Raw genomic sequence first — 17,364 nt, 5'->3', positions numbered from 1 at the left:
CGCCCGCCCTGCGGCATCCGTCGCCCGAAGCGGACCCGCGAGACATCCGCCGATCGACGAACCCGTGACGATGTCGGATGCCGCGAGTAACGTGTGCGGCGGATGAGAGGGGCTCCACCGATGACAGATGCCCGCGCGACCGCGCTCGAAGACCTCCGCACCACGCTGACCGGCACGCTCGTGCTGCCGGGCGAACCCGCGTACGACGCCGCGAGATCGCCGTGGAACCTCAGCGTCGAGCAATGGCCGGCTGCGGTGGCCACCCCGGCCGACGTCGCCGACGTGCAGGCGATCCTCGCCGCGGCTGCGGCCGCCGGGCTCGGCGTCACGACGCAGCCGAACGGCCACGGCGCCACCGACTCGCTCGAGGGCGTCATCCTGATCCGCCCCTCGGCGTTCGACGAGATCTCGGTCGACGTCGAGGGCCGCACGCTGCGCGTCGGTGCGGGCGTCAACTGGGGTGCGGCGCTGCAGGCGCTCGACGGCACCGGACTCATCGGGCTCGCGGGCTCGAACCCCGAGGTCAACGTCGTCGGGCTCGCCCTGAACGGCGGTCACTCGCTGTTCAGCCGTCGCCATGGGCTCACGGCGAGGTCGATCTCGGCGGTCGAGCTCGTCGATGCCGGGCGTCACGCTCGCCGGGTCTCCGACGCCGACGACCCCGACCTGATCTGGGCGCTCCGCGGGGGCGGCGGCGGCTTCGGCGTGGTCACCGCGATCGAGCTCGAGCTCTTCCCCGGCGAGGCGCTCTTCGGGGGCGGGCTGGTCTTCCCGTCCGAGAGTGCGGTCGCCGTGATCTCGGCGGCCTTCGCCCTCGCCCGCGACGTGCCCGAGCTCGGCCTCGACATCGGGATGATGCAGTTCCCCGACCTCGACGTCATGCCCCCGCACCTTCGCGGGCGCGTGGTCGCCTCGATCGGCCTGGTGCACGTCGGCGACGAGGCCACAGGGCGCGGCTACGCAGAGCGACTGCTCGCGGTCGCCGAGCCCATCGCGAACTCGCTCACGACGTTCACCATCGGCCAGCTCGCTGCGCTCATCGCCGAGCCGACCGATCCCATGCCGACCGCCGACTTCGGGGCGTCGATCGGCAGCGACGACGACGCGTTCGCGTCCGAGTTCGTCGAGGCGTTCCTCGCCGGTGCCGCGCACGGTCTCACCCGGGCCGGCCTTCGCGCCATGGGCGGTGCGACCGCAGACGAGCTCGGAGCCAACCTCAGCGCCGTCGGTGCGATCGAGGCCCCACTGCTCCTCAACGCGGGCGTGCTGCTGATGAGCCCCGACGTCGATCCGGGCGCGGCACTGCAACCGTTGCTCGACCTCGCTGCACGACACGAGTCGTTCGGCGGTGTGCCGTCGATGCTCGGCGCGGGCGCGCTCTCGCTCGCCTATCCGCCCGCGGTGCTCGAGCGACTGGCGGCCGTGAAGCAGCGGGTCGACCCGGCAGGCCTGATCCGCGGCAACCGGGCGATCCTGGGCTGACCTTCGTGCACCGTCTCGACCAGGCGACGGCACGACGCGTGGCGGTGCTGGCCCAGCTCCTCACCGCCGAGCGGCCGACCGGGTTGGTCGCGACGGTGCACCACCTCACCCTGCTGCAGGTCGATCCGACCGCCGCCGTCGCGCCGAACGCCGACCTCGTCGCGTGGAGTCGCCTCGGGTCGGCGTACCGGCCTGCAGATCTCGTGCAGGCCGTCGAGCACGACCGCTCGCTGTTCGAGTTCGACGCGCTCGTGCGCCCGATCGACGACCTCCCGCTCTTCCGAGCCGAGATGGCCGCGTGGCCGACCTGGCCGAGAGCGAAGGAATGGCTCGAGCAGAACGCGGCGTTCCGACGCGACATCCTGAACCGGTTCGAGGCCTCCCCCGAGCCGCTCATGTCACGCGACCTCGAGGACACGAGCGTGGTGCCGTGGCAGTCGACCGGGTGGAGCCACAACCGCAACGTCGGGCGGATGCTCGAGTGCCTCGCCATGCAGGGCGAGATCGCCATCGCGGGCCGACGCGGGCGCGAACGGCTCTTCACGCTCGCCGGGCGGATCCATCCGTCGTTCGATGCTCCGCCGGTGCTCTCGCTCGAACAGGCGACGGCCGAGCGAGACGTCCGGCGGCTCGCCGCGCTCGGCATCGCGAGGGCGAAGTCGACCAAGATGCCGCTCGAACCCGTCGACGTCGGCGCTGCGGGCGAGCCGGCCGAGGTCGAGGGCGTGCCCGGCGAGTGGCGCGTCGACGCCGCGGCGCTCGACGCCGTTCGGTCGGGTTTCACCGGCCGCACCGCGCTGCTCTCGCCGTTCGATCGCCTCGTCTACGACCGGCTGCGTGCGCAGCAGCTCTTCGACTTCGAGTACACGCTCGAGATGTACAAGCCCGAGGCGAAACGGCGTTGGGGGTACTTCGCGCTGCCGATCCTGCACGGCGACCGGCTCGTGGGCAAGCTCGACGCCCGGGCCGACCGCAAGCGCGGAACGTTCACGGTGCACGCGATCCACGAAGACACGGCGTTCGATCGTTCGACTCGCTCCGCCGTCGATGCCGAGATCCGCGAGCTCGCCGGCTGGTTGGAGCTCGAGCTCGAGCTCGGCTGAGCGCCGCGGTGCGGTGCGATGCGCGTCGCGCGCGGTGCCACGCGCGACGTGCGCGGCGTCGGGTCTCGTCGAGGTCAGTCCTCGCCGAGGAACGCCACCGCGCCGTGGCGGAACTCCCGCGACACGGGCGCGTTGAAGTGGTGGCGCCCGGGCAGTTCGAGGAAGGTGCTTCCCGGTGTGGCGGCCGCGAGCAGGCGAGAGCGTTCGAGGATCGCGTCCTCGGAACCCGTCGCGAAGAGCACGCGCTGCGGCGGCGGATTCGAGACATCGGGGTCGGCGTCGCCGAGTCGCATGCCTTCGGCGAGCGCGATGAGCGCCGCGAGGTCGTTGCCGGGCACGCGTTCGGTGAGGGTCACGTAATTGCGCGTGACCTGATCTTCGACGGGCGTGCCGTGCTCGAGGTAGGCGCGGGCCTGGTCGATCTGCAGGCGTGCGAGCGGGCGTCCGTCGGGGATGCCGCCGAGCACGGCCCGGTCGACGCGCTCGGGGTGCGCGACGGCGACCTGCCATCCGACGCGAGCGCCGAGCGAGTAGCCGACGTAGTGCACGCTCTCGAGCAGGTGGTCGTCGAGCACGGTCACGACGTCTTCGACGAAGAGGTCCATGACGTAGGCGCGGTCGAGGTAGGGCTTGTCGCTCGCCCCGTGCCCGCGCTGATCGATCGCGAGCACACGGTAGCCGGCGCGCGTCAGGTCGCGCACCCAGCCGGTGTTGACCCAGTTGTCGCGGGCGCTCGACGCGAACCCGTGCACGAGCAGCACGGTGGTCGCGTCGTCGTCGCCCCACGAGTACGTCGCGATGCGGCGCCCGTTGGTGCTCATCACGAACTGCGGTGCCGGCATGTCGGTCATGCCCGGGATCTCTGGAGCCATACCGCCATCATGCCGTGCCGGATGCCGGCCGCGACCCGGGTTGCGCCCCGAGGCATCCGCTCAGTCGAGGTGGAAGATCTCGGGCAGTTCCATCCACCACTCGCCCTCGGCCCGCTCGGCGAACGGCCGTTGCAGCGGCTCGCACACCGACCACCACCGCTGCGTCTCGGGGTCAGCGGCGATCGCGGCCAGGTCGGCCTCGAGGTCGTCGCCCACGTACTCCATGTAGGCGAAGAGCACCTCGCCGTGCCGGTAGATGGAGTAGTTGCGGATGTTGCTCGCCGTCAGTCTGGCGAGCACCGCGGGCCAGACCTCGGCGTGCAGGCGCTCGTACTCCTCGCGGTGCTCGGCGGGCAGGCCGATGACCGAGGCGAGGCGTCTCACGTGCGACGCCCGGCGGGGCGCGGCCGCAGGTGCGAGACGCCGCCGTCGACGTCGAGCGCGGTGCCGGTGGTCGAGACCGAGAGCGGGCTCGCGAGGTAGGCGATCGCCGCGGCGACCTCGACGGGGTCGACCATGCGGCCCGTGGCCTGGCGGGCGTCGAGCGCGGCGCGCTCGGCCACGGGATCGGCGAAGCCCTGCAGCATCCGGTCGACGAAGGGGGTGTGCACCGTGCCGGGGCAGACGCAGTTCACGCGGATGCCCTCGGCCACGTGGTCGGTGGCCATCGCGTAGGTGAGCGCGAGCACCGCGCCCTTCGAAGCCGAATACAGCGCGCGCTGGGGCAGGCCGTTGAGAGCGGCGATCGAGCTGACGTTGACGACGGATGCCGCGGCCGAGCGTCGCAGCCACGGCAGCGCAGCGGCGGTCACCCTCGCCATGCCGACCACGTTGACGTCGAGCACGCGGGCCCATTCGGCGTCGTCGTTCTCGGCGACCGTGCCGACGGCGCTGATGCCGGCGTTGTTCACGACGATGTCGATGCCGCCGAGCCGCTCGGCGACCTGGGCGACGGCCGCGTCGATGGAGGGGCGATCGGTGACATCCGCCGTGAACCCGACGAGGTCGTCGGGCAGGCCGTCGAGGGCCCGGTCGAGCACGGCGACGGTCGCGCCGCGCGCACTCAGCGTCTGGGCGGTCGCGAGGCCGATACCGGACGCCCCGCCGGTGACGATCGCGACGAGCCCGTCGAACTCGCCCGCGCTCATGCCTGCACCAGCTTCTGGCTCGCGCGGCCGAGGCCGTCGATCTCGAGGTCGACCGTGTCGCCGGCCCGCAGGTACGGATTGCCCTCGATGCCGAGCGCGACGCCCGCCGGGGTGCCCGTGTTGATGAGGTCGCCGGGGCGCAGCACCATGAACTGGCTGAGGTACCAGATCACGTGTGCGACCGAGAAGAGCATGTTCGCGGTGCTGCCGTGCTGGCGCGGCGTGCCGTTGACCCAGAGGCGCAGGCCGAGTGCCTGCGGGTCGGCCACGTCGGCGGCGGGAACGAGCACGGGCCCGAGCGGGTTGAACGTCTCGCAGCTCTTGCCCTTGTCCCACTGGCCGCCGCGCTCGAGCTGGAACTCGCGCTCCGACACGTCGTGCGAGACCGCATAGCCGGCCACGTGGGCGAGGGCCTCGTCGGGCGATGCAAGGTAGCGGGCCGTGGTGCCGATCACGACGCCGAGCTCGACCTCCCAGTCGGTCTTCGTCGAGGTGCGCGGAATGAGCACGTCGTCGAACGGGCCGACGACGGTCGACGGGTCCTTCATGAAGACGACCGGCTCGGCGGGCAGCGCGGCGCCCGTCTCCTCGGCGTGGTCGCGGTAGTTCAGGCCGATGCAGACGACCTTGCCGGGGCGGGCGACGGGCGCGCCGACGCGCAGGCCCGCGACCTCGGCGGCGTCGAGCTCGGGCAGTTCGCCCAGGGCTGCCTCGATGCGGGCCACGCCGTCGGCGGCGAAGAACGCGCCGTCGAAGTCGGCCGTGAGCGGGCGGGCGTCGAGCGTGCGCTCGCCGACGCGCACGACGGGAACCTCACGGCCCTCGTCTCCGAGGCGGGCGAGGGTGAAACGGTCAGTCATCGAGGACCTCCAGGTGGGGAAGGGAGTAGAACCTGCGGGCGGTTCCCGCGAGGATGTCGGTGCGTTCGGTCTCGGTCAGGTCGGCGACGAGCTCGGAGATGCCCTGCCAGACCCGCGTGTAGCCGCCCGCGATGAGCGAGACGGGCCAGTCGCCGCCGTACATGAGGCGGTCGGGCCCGAAGACGTCGAGGGCGTGGTCGAACACTGGACGGATCGTGTCGACGGTCCACGAGGCGGGGTCACCGGTCGAGGCGTAGAGCCCCGAGACCTTGCCGCGCACGCGCGGGTTCTCGGCGACGCGGGCCAGGAGCGACGCCCACGTCTGCCACGCGTCGGTCGCGGTCGCGGCCGCGCCGATCGGCGGCTTGTTCAGGTGGTCGATCACGAGGTCGAGTTCCGGATGCCGCTCCGAGATCGCCAGCACGGCCTCGAGGTGCTCTGGCAGCACGCCGACGACGTCGAACGGCACGCCGGCCGCAGCGAGCAGGCCGAGGCTCTCGTCGACGTCGGGTCGCCGGAGCCAGTGCGCGTCAGGGCGGTCGTGGATGAGGTTGCGCACGCCGCAGAAGCGCGGTCGTCGCTGCAGGTCGGCGAGACGCTCGGCGGCACGCGCGGGCTCGTGCAGCGGCACGTACCCGACGATGCCCTGCACGAGCGGCTCGCGGGCGGCGACCTCGAACATGTGGTCGGTGTCGTCGTCGTTGTCGGCCGACTGTACGAGCACCGTGCCCGTGACGCCCGCGACGGCGAACTCCGGCAGCACCTCGTCGAGCTCGATCGTGCGATGCAGCACGCCCGCCTCGGGCGTGAGCCAGGCGTACACGGCCCGTTCGAGATCCCACACGTGCTGGTGGGCGTCGATGATGTCGGTCATGCGGCCTTCTCCAAAGATCTGATGAATCGGCGGAATGGAAGCGGCGCCTCGCCTAGGCTGTGCGCATGACGACCGAGAGCACTCAGGATTCCAGCGCCGGCCGTTCCCGCGCACAGGTCGTCATCGACGGCATCCGTCAGATGATCACGAGCGGCGAGCTCGTCGCCGGATCGCGGCTGCCGGTGGAGCGCGAGCTCGGGGCGCGCCTCGGAGTCTCCCGCGGTCCGCTGCGCGAGGGCGTTCGCGCGCTCGTGATCCTGGGCATCCTCGAGACCCGGCAGGGCGACGGCACGTACGTGACCTCGCTCGAGCCCGGCAGGCTGTTCGAGCCGCTCGGCATGCTCGCCGAACTGCAGAGTCCCGAGAACAGCGTCCACCTGCTCGGCGTCCGCCGTGTGCTCGAGCCGGAGGCCGCCGCGCACGCCGCGCTGCGCATCGGCGACGAGGACCTCGCCGAGGCGGCTCGGATCCTCGATCGTGGCGAGGCGCTGCTCGAGGGGGATGACATCGACCTCGAGGCCACGATCGACGTGGACACGGCGTTCCACCGCCTCATCGCCAACGCGAGCGGGAACCCGGCGTTCGCCGCCATCATCGATGCGCTCGTGAGCCGCACGGCCCGCGCGAGGCTCTGGCGCGCGATCCACCAGCAGGGCGCCGTGCAGTCGACCCAGCAGGAGCACCGGGCGATCCTCGCGGCGCTCGCCGCGCACGATCCCGACCGCGCGCGAATCCGCATGCAGGTGCACGTGCTCGGCGTCGAGGAGTTCACCGCGACCGAGGTCACGGCGGGGCACCTCGACGGCGCCGACGACGAAGCGGATGCCGCGGCATCCGTCGCCCCGACGTTCGACTGATCGTTCAGGCATCGCGGAGCAGCCCGCGTTCGACGAGTGCCGACCAGAGCTCGTCGGGTACGGTCGCCTCGACGCGTTCGAGCGTCTGGTCGACCTGCTCGGCGGTGCGCATGCCGACGACCACCGAGACGACGGCCGGATGCCGCAGCGCGAACGCGAGCGCGGCCTCGGGCAGGGTCGCGCCGAACTCCTCGCAGACCTCGGCGATCGCGTTCGCGCGGGCGATGACCTCGGTGGGGGCCTGCGTGTAGTCGTAGCGGGCGTCGGCCGGGGGCCGCGGCCGCGAGAGGAGACCCGAGTTGTAGACGCCCGCGGCGACGATGCCGACGCCTCGCTCGGCGGCGGCCGGCAGCAGGTCGTCGAGCGCACCCTGCTCGAGCAGCGTGTAGCGCCCGGCGAGCATGACGACGTCGATGTCGTGGCGCAGCACGAACTCGGTCGGCATCGCGGACTGGTTCATGCCCGTGCCGACCGCCGAGACGACGCCCTCGTCGCGGAGTTCGATGAGCGCCGGGATCGCCTCGGCGTGGGCCTCCGGCCCGTGCGCGTCGGGGTCGTGCAGGTAGGCGATGTCGATGCGGTCGACCCCGAGGCGCTCGAGGCTCTCGTCGATCGAGCGTCGGATGCCGTCGCGGCTGAGGTCGAACCGCCGGATCGAGGTCGCGGGCACGTCGAAGCCCTGGTCGTCGAGCGCGACGCCGTCGTACCGCTCGTTCGGCACGAGCAGCCGGCCGACCTTCGTCGAGAGCACGTACTCGTCGCGCGGGCGGGTCGAGAGTGCGGCGCCGAGTCGACGCTCGGAGAGCCCGAGCCCGTAGTGCGGGGCAGTGTCGAAGTAGCGGATGCCGCGGTCGAACGCCGTGGCCACGGCCGCCGCGGCCTCGTCGTCGGTCGTCGCCCGGGCGAGGTTGCCGAGCTGCGCGGCGCCGAAGCCGAGTTCGGTGATCGACAGACCGGATCGCAGGGTGCGACGTGGCAGTGGGCGACTCGACATCGAGGTCCTCCAGGCGTGAGAGCGGATGCCTAAAGGTTAGATGATTCCGTGGCTACATGCCATTCCTCTGGAATAATCGGAACCATTCGTGGTGATTGGTCTCCTCAATTCGCCGAGGCACGTCGCGGGCTTGCCGTCAGGCGCCGTCGAACCGGATCTCGCGACCGAGCGCTTCGGAGAGCCTTCCGCATTCGGTCTCGACGGCCGCTGGCGGGCGCGCTCCGCTGAAGGGGGACACCGCGAGCCGGTCCGCGGCGATCCTCCAGGTGCCGGCGACCCGACCGTCGATCAGCACCGGATTCGCACCGCGGCTGAACTCCCCGCGACGGCCGGGCGGGACGATGTGTTCGTCGGCCGTGCCCGCGCCGAGGATCCACGGATCGAGTCCGGGCAGCAGGCGTACGGCGCCTGCCGCCGGCGCCGGTCCCGACCCCGACCCCGGCTTCGTCGCGAGCGCGTCGACCTGATCGGCGAGGCAGAGCAGCTCGTCGCCCTCGACGTCGACGGTCACGATCTCGGCCCCTCGCAGGCGTGCGATCCAGCCCGCGATGCGCTTGCGGCCGGCACTGAGGCCTTCGCCGAGCCAGTACTGCAGGTGGTCGGCGGACGCGGGCCCGTAGGCGGAGAGGTACGCGCGCACGGCCTCGGGACCGGCCTCCTCGAGCTCGACGACGCCCGACCAGCCGGCGGCGACGGTCGGCGACTGCAGCATCAGCGCGCCGTCGCGCGGGACGCCGAGACTGAGGTCGCCCTGCCACGCGAACGGCTTGAGGAACGTGCACGACGTGTCGGTGAAGGCCGCGCCGAGGTGCGAGAAGCGGGCATCGCGCACGATCACCGCGGCCAGTTCGTGCTGGCTCAGGGGGCCGGCCGACAGGGCATCGCGAACCGCGGCGCGGAGCGGAGGCCAGTCGGCGGGTTCGAGGCGGTAGTACTCGCGCCAGCTCTTCAGTTCCCACTGCCGCCCGGCCGCGCGGAGCGCGAGGGAGACTCCAGCGTCTTCGGGTGCGAGGTAGTTCATCGAGCCGCGGAACGCGAACGTCTTGACGACCCGGCCCTGCGCGAACGCCGCCGCCACCGATCCGGGATGCGGATGCCTCATCCGCACCCCGATCGCGAGCTCGGCATCTCCCGACCACGACGGCACCGCGACCAGCCGGCGCACGACCTCCTCGACGGAGGATGCGCCCTCGCCCGTCAGGAACTGGCGCCGCATGCGCCACGCGAGCACCTCGTGCCATCCGATCGCCGCACCCATGACGGCATGCTAGACCCGCCCGTGCGGCCGTTCGAGCGCCGTGCTAGAACGGCAGGATGCACGAGAGCCTCTCGTTCCCCGACCAGCTTCGACTCATCGACGACCGGTCGGCCGCCTTCCGCGCGGCCGTCGCCGCGGCGCCGAGCCTCGAGGTTCGGATGCCGACCCATCCCGAGCGGACGTTGTTCGATCACGTCGAGCATGTGGGCATGGGGCGCCGCAAGACGGCCGCCGTCGTCGCCGCGGGTCCGGCGGAAGCCGCGCCCGAGGAGTCCGTCTGGCGCGGCGGCGCAAGAGCGCCTCGGGAGCGCGAGGCGCTCCTGGCCTGGTGGGACGAATCCGTCGAGCACCTGATGACCGTGCTGCGCGAGGCCGGCCCGGATCGCGTCTGCTGGACCTGGTGGGCGGACTCGCCGTCGCCGCAGACCTCGGGGGAATGGGCCAGGCGCCAGCTCCACGAGATCGCGGTGCACGCCTCCGACATCCAGCTCGCCGATGGGGCCCCGCAGCCCATCCCCGAGGAGATCGCCCTCGACGGGTTCGACGACTGCCAGTTCACGCTCTGCGCGACGACGGTCGCCTGGCCCCACGAGCCCGCCGTCGTCGAGTACCACGCCACCGAGGGCCGATCGTGGCGCCTCCGACTGTCGGACGCCGGCGCCCAGGTGACCCGCTTCACGCCCGCTGCCGGCGAGGACGCCGCCACGGTCGACGCCTCCGCCAGGGGCACGGCCAGCGACCTGGTGCTGTTCTTCTACGACCGCAGACCGTTGGAGGCGCTGGAGTACACGGGCGACCGTCGGGTCTTCGATCAGCTCGCGGCCTGGGACCCCTCCGACTGATCGGCCCGCGCCAGTGCGGCGTCAGCCTCCGACCGGGGGCACCGTCTTGCGCATGACGGTCTTGCTCTTGCCGATGTGACGCTCGAACGTGAACCCGGCCTTCTCGAACATGGCCCGCGTGCCGTTGTGGAGGAATGACGACGAGGTCTTCTTGCCCGGCACGAGCTCATTGGGGAACGAGACCACCTCGCCCCCGCCCGCGTGCGCGATGAGTTCGAGTGCACCGTCGAGCGCCTCTCGCGCCACGCCCGACCGTCGGTGGTCGCGGTCGACGAAGAAGCAGGTGATGCGCCACGGTGCGGGCTTGGTCTCGCCGGCGTCGTACTGCTTGCGGTGGTAGATGTTCGGCAGTTCGACCGGGCTGCCGTACTCGCACCACGCGATCGCGTCGTCGCCGTCGAAGACGAGTGCTGCGTGCGCGACGCCCTCCTCCACCAGCCGCTGCTTGAACGTGGGCCGGTCGACGTCGTCTTTGGCGGTCTGCTCGGTGTCGTCGTGGAAGTACGAGCAGTAGCACCCGCCCCAGACCCCGTTGTGCTTCTGCGCGAGCGCCAGCCATGCGGGAAAGGTCTCGGGCGTGAGCGGCTTGATGACGTGCGATGTCGCACTCGTCGGCATGCGGTCATCGGCCACGGCAGCCCCCTCGCCTCGGTGCTGACAGTCTGCCGACACCCGCCGACACTGACAAGGCCCTGGCGTGCGTACCGCCGCGGCATCCGTCAGTCGACGAGCGCCCCCGCGGTCAGGTTCGAGATCACGCCCGTCATCGACGCCGCACGATCGGATGCCGCGAATGCGAGGTACTCGGCGACCTCGTCGAGTTGGGGCAGGCGGCCGAGCAGGGTGGTCGCGGCGAGGCCGTTCCACCAGTCGTCGAGGCTCGTGCCACCGGCATCCGCGATGCGCCCGAACATGCCGAGCGTGTACGACTCGGATGCGTCGCGGAGCGCGTGCGGCCGCACGCACACGACACGCACGCCGGCCGGGCCGAGCTCGCCGGCGAGCGCGCGCGAGAACCCCTCGAGCCCGGCGCTCTGGGCGGCGTTGCCGATGAGCCCCGTGCCCGCGAGCCGCGCGCCGGGCGTCGAGATCGTGAGGATCACGCCGCTGCCCTGCGCGATCATGACGCGCGACGCGGCCTTCGCGGTCACGAAGTTCGTCTGCAGGTAGCCGGTGACGGGGTGCAGGTACGCCTCGAGCGACGTGTCGGCGATCGCGAGCCCCTGCACGTGATCGAAGCCGACCGCGTTGAGCGCGATGTCGAGGCGACCCTCGCGCTCGGCCACGGCGTCGACGTGGGCGTCGACCTCGGCCTGGTCCATCGCGTCGACGACCGCGATCTCGACGCTGCCGCCGAACTCGCGGAGCGCGGATGCCGCGGCCTCGAGCCGTGGCAGGCTGCGCCCGGCGAGGTGCAGGCGCGCGCCCTCGCGGGCGAACACCCGCGCGGTCGCCGAGCCGATCGATCCCCCGCCGCCATGGATCACGGCGACCTTCCTGTCGAGCAGCATCACGCCGCCTCCTCGTCGTAGCGCCGGGCGAACCCGGACAGGATCTCGGTCCAGCCCCCGGTGTGCAGCTCCACGGCGAGCGCATCGGGCAGCCGCTCGTGCCGCACCTCGACGACGGTCGCGTCGCCGTCGGGTTCGAAGCTCACGCGCACGACCGAGTCCGTCTGGTGCGTGGCATCCGATCGCCAGGTGAACTCGAGCCGGTGCGGCCGGTCGATCACGGTGTAGGTGCCACCGTGCACGAACGCGCCCTGCGGATCGTTCATCGTGATGGTGAACGCGCCGCCGACGCGCGGGTCGACGGTCGCCGCCGACTCCGCGCTCCCGTCGCGACGCATCCACACGGCGAGCGCCCGCGGGTCGAGCCAGGCGTCGAAGAGACGATCTGCGGATGCCGCGATCCGCCGACGCACGGTCAAGACTGCGGTCATCGCGAACCACCGCCGTCGGCGGGCTCGTCGTCGTCGGGAGCGTCGCCGACCGCGGCATCGTGCCGGCCATCAGGGTGCTCGGGTAGCTCGGGTAGCTCGGGTAGCTCGGGTATGACCGCGTCCGCCAGCACGAAGGCCTCGAGGGCGGCGAGTCGGTCGTCCCAGAACGCTCGGTACCGGTCCATCCAGGCGACGGCGCGTCCGAGCGACTCGGCGTGCAGCGAGAGCACGTGCTCGCGCCCGCGCACCTCCCGCCGCACGAGCTCGGCGCGTTCGAGCACCTTGATGTGCTTGCTCGTCGAGTTCAGCGAGATCGGGAACTCGCGTGCGAGGTCCGTCACCCTCGCATCGCCGTCGAGCAGGCGGTCGAGGATGGCGCGCCTGGTGGGGTCCGCCACTGCGCTGAGCACGACATCGAGTTGATATTCACCCATGCGGGTGAATATACGCTCAGCCCTTCGTGGCGTCAATCCCCGCGCGCAACTCAGGACGCGACGTGCGACGCGCCGCACGGACCGGCCTGAGGCGCGGCGTGTCGCACAGATCTCCTGAGTTCCGCACGCGCTCGGGCCGCGCTCGAGTCGGCGCCCGGCCCGCCGGCCTACAGGGTCGCCCCGACCACGGCCTCGCCGAGCGGCGTGCGCAGGTGCAGCACGCGCGCGCCCGCTCGCCGGCTCGCCACGAGTCCCGTCTCGCGCAGCACCGCGAGGTGGTGCGACGCGGTCGAGATCGCGAGCCCGGCGTCGGCGGCGACCTGCGAGGTCGTGCGCTCGGCGTGCGCCGCGAGCAGGATCCCGGCGCGTGCGGGTCCGAGCAACGCGCCGAGCGCCTCGGCGGCCGAGCCCGGATCGCGCGCCCAGGTCTCGGTCACGCCCTGCGCCGGGTAGAAGAGTGTCGGCTGGGCCGGAGGCTCGCTGAGCACCGAGCATCCGTGGGTCCAGTTCATCACCGTCGGCACGAGCACGAGCCCGCTCCCCCGGCAGTCGAGCACCTCGCGGTGCATGCGCAACTCGACCCGCACGGCGTCGTCGCTCCACTCGACGCTGCGGTGCAGCGCTCCGACCATGCCGCCGAGCCCGTCGGTGGCGATGCGACGCGAGCGCACGGCGATGTCGGCGCGAAGGATCCGCTCGAGCTGCGGCCAGAACGGCGCGAGCACCGCGTGCCACATCGCCTCGAACGCGTCGGCGAGCATCGCCCGAGCCCGCAGGGGGTCGTCGTGCATGTGCCGGATCGCCCGCTGCCGCTCGCCGGTCGATCGCACGATCATCTTCGCCAGGTCGACGCGCATGAGTTCGGGCGGCACCTCGCGCAGGCGCGCGAACTCGTCGTCGGGCTGCATGTCCCACGACGGGGTGGTGGTGAAGAAGTCGGGGAAGTACCCCTCGGCCCCGATCACGGTGCGCAGCAGGTCGAAGGGCTCCCGCGGCATCCGCGACCTCACGCTGCGCAGCCAGCCCCACTGCAGCGGGTGGTCGTCGGGGCGCTGCATCACGCGGATCGCGTTGCACAGCTCGTGCCCCGGCGAGACGCCGAACCTGATGGCCGAGATGTCGCCCGGCGCGAGGCGGAACTCCACGAGGTTTCGATCCACATCGAAACTCTAACGCCGACGGATGCCGCGGGCGGAGCCTTGATGCACACCCCACAACGCAGAATCGAGGCACCACATGATCACGTCATCCGCACCGGCCGAGATCGTTCTCGCGCCGACCGAGCAGGCAGGCGCGCCCACCATCGTGCACGCCGCGGAGCTCGGAATCGGCACCGGCCGCACGCGCCGCTTCGTCGGCATCGAGCACGGCGCCGCGGTCTCGTACTTCTTCGTCGACAACGAGCCGGGTCAGGGCACCGGCCTGCACTGGCATCCGTACCCCGAGACCTGGGTCGTGCTCGAGGGCGAGGCGACGCTCACGATCGGCGACCGGCAGCTGACCGCGACCGCGGGCGACACCGCGACCGTGCCGACGGGCGTGTGGCACCAGTTCGTCAACACGGGCGCCGACCGACTCAAGGTCTTGTGCATCCACGCCTCGGCCGTCATCATCCAGACGTGGGCCGACGAGCCCGCACCCACCGAATCCGCCGAGAGGACCGACGCATGACCTTCCAGGCCTACCTCGACAACATCGAGGCCAAGACCGGCATCACGCCGCGGCAGTTCATCGAACTCGCCCACGAGCAGGGGTTCGACGAGACCACGAAGTCGACCCCGATCGTGGCCTGGTTGAAGGCCGACTACGGCCTCGGGCAGGGGCACGCCATGGCGCTCGTGCACGTCATCACGAAGGGCCCGCAGATCAGCGACAAGCACGTCGGCACGGGCACGGCGCACAGCGACCCGAGCAACATGCTCTGGCTCGACGGCGCCGCGACGAACCCGAACCCGTAGAGCGTCCTCAGCCGGCCGAGGAGCATCATGGACGCATGACCGAGATCGACGACGACGTCATGGCGGCCTTCCGTGCCGGCGAGACCCCGCCCGGCATGCACCGCGAACGCCTGCTGCTGCTCACCACGACCGGCCGCAGCACGGGCGAGCGTCGTACCACGCCCGTGATGCGACTCGCGCTGCCCGATGCCGATCACGTCGTGGCCTCGGCGAACGCCGCGCCGGAGCATCCGCAGTGGTACCTCAATCTCGTCGAGGACCCAGCGGTGCACGTCGAGGTGCACGGCGACGAGTACGACGCGGTGGCCGTCGAGCTGCGCGACTCCGAGCGCGAGTCCGCCTGGAACTCGATCCTCCAGCTCGCACCCTTCTTCGCCGACCACCAGGCCGGCGTGGACCGCACCATCCCGGTCGTGCGCCTGGAGCGCCGGCCTTCGATCGCCGGTTGACGAACGATTCCGGATGTCGGAGGCCGGTGGCATCTTGGGCCCATGGGGATCGAGGTTCGACCGGCAACCGTGTTCGACGACGTCGCGACGATGGTCGGGCCGAAGCGTCCCGACGCGAACGTGTGCTTCTGCCTGAGCTACCGCATCGGCTCGAAGGAGAACCTCGCGCTCACGGGGCCGGCCAGGGGCGAGCGCGTCCGCGAGCTCTGCGCCGAAGACCCGCCGCCCGGAGTGCTCGCCTACGACGGCGACGAGGTCGTCGGGTGGGCGGCCGTGCACCCGCGCGCCGACACGAGCTTCGCCCGCAACCGCAAGATTCCGCACGTCGACGACCTCGACGTCTGGTCGGTGTGGTGCATCCGCGTGCGCCCCGGCCATCGCGGCGAGGGCATCTCGCATGAGCTGCTCGCGGGTGCCGTGCAGTTCGCGCGCGAGCGCGGAGCACCCGCGATCGAGGGCTACCCGGTCGACAACCAGGGCGAGAAGGTCGACCTGACGATGGCCTACGTCGGCACGCGCACGCTGTTCCAGAAGGCGGGGTTCCGCAAGGCCGCAGACACCGAGTCGGTGCTCAACGGGTTTCCGCGCGTGCTCATGCGACTCGACCTGTCGAAGGGCTGACGCGACGCGACGCGTCAGTCGAGGCGAGCGGTCACCCGCGTCCGTCGCCTCCGGACGACGGAACCCGGTACTTGAATCCGATGTGCGACCCGGCGAATCCGAGACGTTCGTAGAAGCGATGCGCGTCGACGCGCGCGGCGTCGGAGGTCAGCTGCACGAGGGTCGAGCCGAGCGTCGGCGCCGCGACATCCGTCACCCAGCGCATCATCGCTCCCCCGATGCCGGCCGAGCGCAGGTCGCTGCGCACCCGCACGGCCTCGACGAGCAGTCGGGTGCTGCCGCGCCTCGCCATGCCCGGGATGCGGGTCAGCTGCATCGTGGCGACGAGCCGGCCGTCGCCGTCTCCGTCGCCGTCGCCGTCGACCACCACGAGCAGGTCGTTGCCCGGGTCGCCGACGATCTCCGCGAGCGCCGCCCGGTACGCGGGCTCGTCGTCGACCGACGCCACGTCGCCGCGCGACGCGCTGATCGGGTCGTCCGAGAGCAGGGCCATGAGCGCATCCAGGTCGGCGAGGCCGGCGCGCCGCAGCACGACGGGTCCGAGACGCGAGTCGAGGGTGATGGGCAGGTCGAGCGAAGCGAGCATGCGCACCAGTCTGCCGTCGCAACCCCTTGGCAACGTCGGAGGGTCGCGCCAGCATTGATCCATGGATGTCACCGACTGGCTGCTCGAGTCCGACCCCTCCGTGCGCTGGCAGGTCATGCGCGACCTGACGGGTGAGGCCGACGAGGTCGTCGCGACCGAGCGCGCACGCGTCGCGACCGAGGGCGACGGGGCCCGACTGCTCGACCTGCAGACCGAAGACGGCTACTGGGGCGGCGAGGCCTACGGACAGAACGGCGACCGTCGCAGCGTCATGTGGACCCTGCAGTCCCTGCGTCGCATGGGCCTCGATCCGGATGCCCCGGCCGCGCGCACCGCGATCCGACGGGTTCGTGACGGCGTGCGGTTCGACGACTTCGCGCCCGAGGCGCCGGCGTTCTTCGACGGCGAGGTCGAGGCGTGCGTCAACGGCGGCGTGCTCGCGGCATCCGCGTACTTCGGGGTGCTCGGCGACGGCGCCGACCGCATGATCGAGCTCCTGCTCGACGGGCAGCTCGACGACGGCGGCTGGAACTGCGAACCGCCCGAGGAGTCGAGCCGCTCGTCGTTCGACTCGACGCTCTGCGTGCTCGAGGGGCTGCTCGCCTATCAGGTGGCCGTCGGCGAGCCGACGGACGTCGCGGTGGTCGAGGCCCGGCTCCGCGGCGAGGAGTACCTGCTCGAACGCAACCTGTACCGGCGCAAGTCGACCGGCGGCATCGTGCGCGAGCGGTACGAGAACTTCATCTTCCCTCCGTACTGGGTGTACGACGTGCTCCGCTCGCTCGACCACTTCAGGGCTGCTGGTCTCGCCGACGGCACGCCGCCCGACCCTCGGCTCGGCCCCGCCGTCGACCTGCTGCTCGAGCATCGGGGCGCCGACGGCCGGTGGGCTGCCGGCGACCCGTGGAACGGCGCCGTGTTCTTCGCGGTCGACGCCGAGGCGGGCGAGCCCAGCCCGTGGAACACGCTGCGGGCGATGCGCGTGCTCGACTGGGCCCGCCCGTCGGGCCCGCGCGGCGAGTAGTGCGGCGCCGCGCACCCGAGTCCGGCCGGTCGACGAACGCTGCGTCTCGAGACCGGCGTT

General features: G+C 71.7%; 22 protein-coding genes. 9 read left to right on the top strand and 13 right to left on the bottom strand.

Features of this window, described 5'->3' with window-relative positions; translation table 11 throughout:
• Positions 1-120 precede the first annotated feature (120 nt).
• On the top strand, positions 121-1,482 hold the full coding sequence (locus ATC03_RS04070) for an FAD-binding oxidoreductase (protein ID WP_067873431.1): 1,362 nt from the start codon (positions 121-123) through the stop codon (positions 1,480-1,482).
• Between the two features lie 5 nt (positions 1,483-1,487).
• Entirely contained in the window at positions 1,488-2,585 is a 1,098-nt protein-coding gene (locus ATC03_RS04065) for a DNA glycosylase AlkZ-like family protein (RefSeq protein WP_067873428.1), read from the top strand.
• 74 nt (positions 2,586-2,659) lie between these two features.
• Here the strand turns inward: ATC03_RS04065 and ATC03_RS04060 are convergent, their stop codons facing one another.
• The 5 genes from ATC03_RS04060 to ATC03_RS04040 form a co-directional block, all read right to left on the bottom strand.
• Positions 2,660-3,436, bottom strand: a complete 777-nt coding sequence (locus ATC03_RS04060) for an alpha/beta fold hydrolase (RefSeq protein WP_227820229.1) — start codon at positions 3,434-3,436, stop codon at positions 2,660-2,662.
• Positions 3,437-3,517: 81 nt separating this feature from the next.
• On the bottom strand, positions 3,518-3,841 hold the full coding sequence (locus tag ATC03_RS04055; protein ID WP_067873423.1) for an L-rhamnose mutarotase: 324 nt from the start codon (positions 3,839-3,841) through the stop codon (positions 3,518-3,520).
• A complete protein-coding gene (locus tag ATC03_RS04050; RefSeq protein WP_067873420.1) occupies positions 3,838-4,605 on the bottom strand; it encodes an SDR family NAD(P)-dependent oxidoreductase in 768 nt (255 codons plus the stop codon). The genes ATC03_RS04055 and ATC03_RS04050 overlap by 4 nt, the downstream gene beginning before the upstream one ends.
• A complete protein-coding gene (locus ATC03_RS04045; RefSeq protein ID WP_067873416.1) occupies positions 4,602-5,465 on the bottom strand; it encodes a fumarylacetoacetate hydrolase family protein in 864 nt (287 codons plus the stop codon). Before ATC03_RS04045 ends, ATC03_RS04050 begins: the two co-directional genes overlap by 4 nt.
• Positions 5,458-6,339: an amidohydrolase family protein gene (locus ATC03_RS04040; RefSeq protein ID WP_067873414.1), complete on the bottom strand. Its 882-nt coding sequence runs from the start codon at positions 6,337-6,339 to the stop codon at positions 5,458-5,460. The genes ATC03_RS04045 and ATC03_RS04040 overlap by 8 nt, the downstream gene beginning before the upstream one ends.
• A gap of 65 nt (positions 6,340-6,404) precedes the next feature.
• Here ATC03_RS04040 and ATC03_RS04035 point away from each other — a divergent pair, with 65 nt between their 5' ends.
• The gene (locus ATC03_RS04035) at positions 6,405-7,196 is read left to right on the top strand and encodes a FadR/GntR family transcriptional regulator (protein WP_067873411.1); all 792 of its coding nucleotides are present in this window, start codon (positions 6,405-6,407) and stop codon (positions 7,194-7,196) included.
• A 4-nt stretch (positions 7,197-7,200) separates the two neighbouring features.
• Here ATC03_RS04035 and ATC03_RS04030 read toward each other — a convergent pair whose 3' ends face one another.
• The gene (locus tag ATC03_RS04030) at positions 7,201-8,190 is read right to left on the bottom strand and encodes an aldo/keto reductase (protein ID WP_067873408.1); all 990 of its coding nucleotides are present in this window, start codon (positions 8,188-8,190) and stop codon (positions 7,201-7,203) included.
• Positions 8,191-8,326: 136 nt separating this feature from the next.
• Positions 8,327-9,448 (bottom strand): DNA glycosylase AlkZ-like family protein, encoded by a 1,122-nt coding sequence (locus ATC03_RS04025; RefSeq protein WP_067873405.1) that lies wholly within the window; start codon positions 9,446-9,448, stop codon positions 8,327-8,329.
• 56 nt (positions 9,449-9,504) lie between these two features.
• Between ATC03_RS04025 and ATC03_RS04020 the strand changes: the two genes are divergently transcribed.
• Positions 9,505-10,290, top strand: a complete 786-nt coding sequence (locus tag ATC03_RS04020; RefSeq protein WP_067873402.1) for a maleylpyruvate isomerase N-terminal domain-containing protein — start codon at positions 9,505-9,507, stop codon at positions 10,288-10,290.
• A 21-nt stretch (positions 10,291-10,311) separates the two neighbouring features.
• Here ATC03_RS04020 and ATC03_RS04015 read toward each other — a convergent pair whose 3' ends face one another.
• The 5 genes from ATC03_RS04015 to ATC03_RS03995 form a co-directional block, all read right to left on the bottom strand.
• Positions 10,312-10,908: a GNAT family N-acetyltransferase gene (locus ATC03_RS04015; protein WP_067881353.1), complete on the bottom strand. Its 597-nt coding sequence runs from the start codon at positions 10,906-10,908 to the stop codon at positions 10,312-10,314.
• A 101-nt stretch (positions 10,909-11,009) separates the two neighbouring features.
• The gene (locus tag ATC03_RS04010; protein ID WP_067873399.1) at positions 11,010-11,801 is read right to left on the bottom strand and encodes an SDR family NAD(P)-dependent oxidoreductase; all 792 of its coding nucleotides are present in this window, start codon (positions 11,799-11,801) and stop codon (positions 11,010-11,012) included.
• Positions 11,801-12,232, bottom strand: coding sequence for an SRPBCC family protein (locus ATC03_RS04005; protein WP_067873396.1), 432 nt, complete (start codon positions 12,230-12,232; stop codon positions 11,801-11,803). The genes ATC03_RS04010 and ATC03_RS04005 overlap by 1 nt, the downstream gene beginning before the upstream one ends.
• Positions 12,229-12,666: an ArsR/SmtB family transcription factor gene (locus ATC03_RS04000; RefSeq protein ID WP_067873394.1), complete on the bottom strand. Its 438-nt coding sequence runs from the start codon at positions 12,664-12,666 to the stop codon at positions 12,229-12,231. The genes ATC03_RS04005 and ATC03_RS04000 overlap by 4 nt, the downstream gene beginning before the upstream one ends.
• A 167-nt stretch (positions 12,667-12,833) precedes the next feature.
• Positions 12,834-13,826, bottom strand: coding sequence for an ArsR/SmtB family transcription factor (locus tag ATC03_RS03995; RefSeq protein WP_067873389.1), 993 nt, complete (start codon positions 13,824-13,826; stop codon positions 12,834-12,836).
• 76 nt (positions 13,827-13,902) lie between these two features.
• Here ATC03_RS03995 and ATC03_RS03990 point away from each other — a divergent pair, with 76 nt between their 5' ends.
• The 4 genes from ATC03_RS03990 to ATC03_RS03975 are packed head-to-tail and all read left to right on the top strand — an operon-like array spanning position 13,903 to position 15,694.
• The gene (locus ATC03_RS03990) at positions 13,903-14,337 is read left to right on the top strand and encodes a cupin domain-containing protein (protein WP_084003273.1); all 435 of its coding nucleotides are present in this window, start codon (positions 13,903-13,905) and stop codon (positions 14,335-14,337) included.
• Positions 14,334-14,624, top strand: coding sequence for a DUF4287 domain-containing protein (locus tag ATC03_RS03985; RefSeq protein ID WP_067873385.1), 291 nt, complete (start codon positions 14,334-14,336; stop codon positions 14,622-14,624). The genes ATC03_RS03990 and ATC03_RS03985 overlap by 4 nt, the downstream gene beginning before the upstream one ends.
• Before the next feature lie 35 nt (positions 14,625-14,659).
• Positions 14,660-15,073 carry a nitroreductase/quinone reductase family protein gene (locus ATC03_RS03980; protein WP_067873382.1) on the top strand — a complete coding sequence of 138 codons (414 nt, stop codon included), beginning with the start codon at positions 14,660-14,662 and terminating at the stop codon, positions 15,071-15,073.
• Positions 15,074-15,115: 42 nt separating this feature from the next.
• On the top strand, positions 15,116-15,694 hold the full coding sequence (locus ATC03_RS03975; protein WP_067873379.1) for a GNAT family N-acetyltransferase: 579 nt from the start codon (positions 15,116-15,118) through the stop codon (positions 15,692-15,694).
• Between the two features lie 31 nt (positions 15,695-15,725).
• Here the strand turns inward: ATC03_RS03975 and ATC03_RS03970 are convergent, their stop codons facing one another.
• A complete protein-coding gene (locus tag ATC03_RS03970; protein ID WP_067881347.1) occupies positions 15,726-16,280 on the bottom strand; it encodes a GNAT family N-acetyltransferase in 555 nt (184 codons plus the stop codon).
• Positions 16,281-16,341: 61 nt separating this feature from the next.
• Between ATC03_RS03970 and ATC03_RS03965 the strand changes: the two genes are divergently transcribed.
• Positions 16,342-17,304 (top strand): prenyltransferase/squalene oxidase repeat-containing protein, encoded by a 963-nt coding sequence (locus tag ATC03_RS03965; protein WP_067873376.1) that lies wholly within the window; start codon positions 16,342-16,344, stop codon positions 17,302-17,304.
• The last annotated feature ends 60 nt before the right edge of the window (positions 17,305-17,364 follow it).

Origin of the sequence: Agromyces aureus (assembly GCF_001660485.1) — a bacterium.
GTDB classification, from domain to species: domain Bacteria; phylum Actinomycetota; class Actinomycetes; order Actinomycetales; family Microbacteriaceae; genus Agromyces; species Agromyces aureus.
Note: the sequence above shows the minus strand (reverse complement) of the source record. Positions and strands in the feature narration are given on the sequence as shown.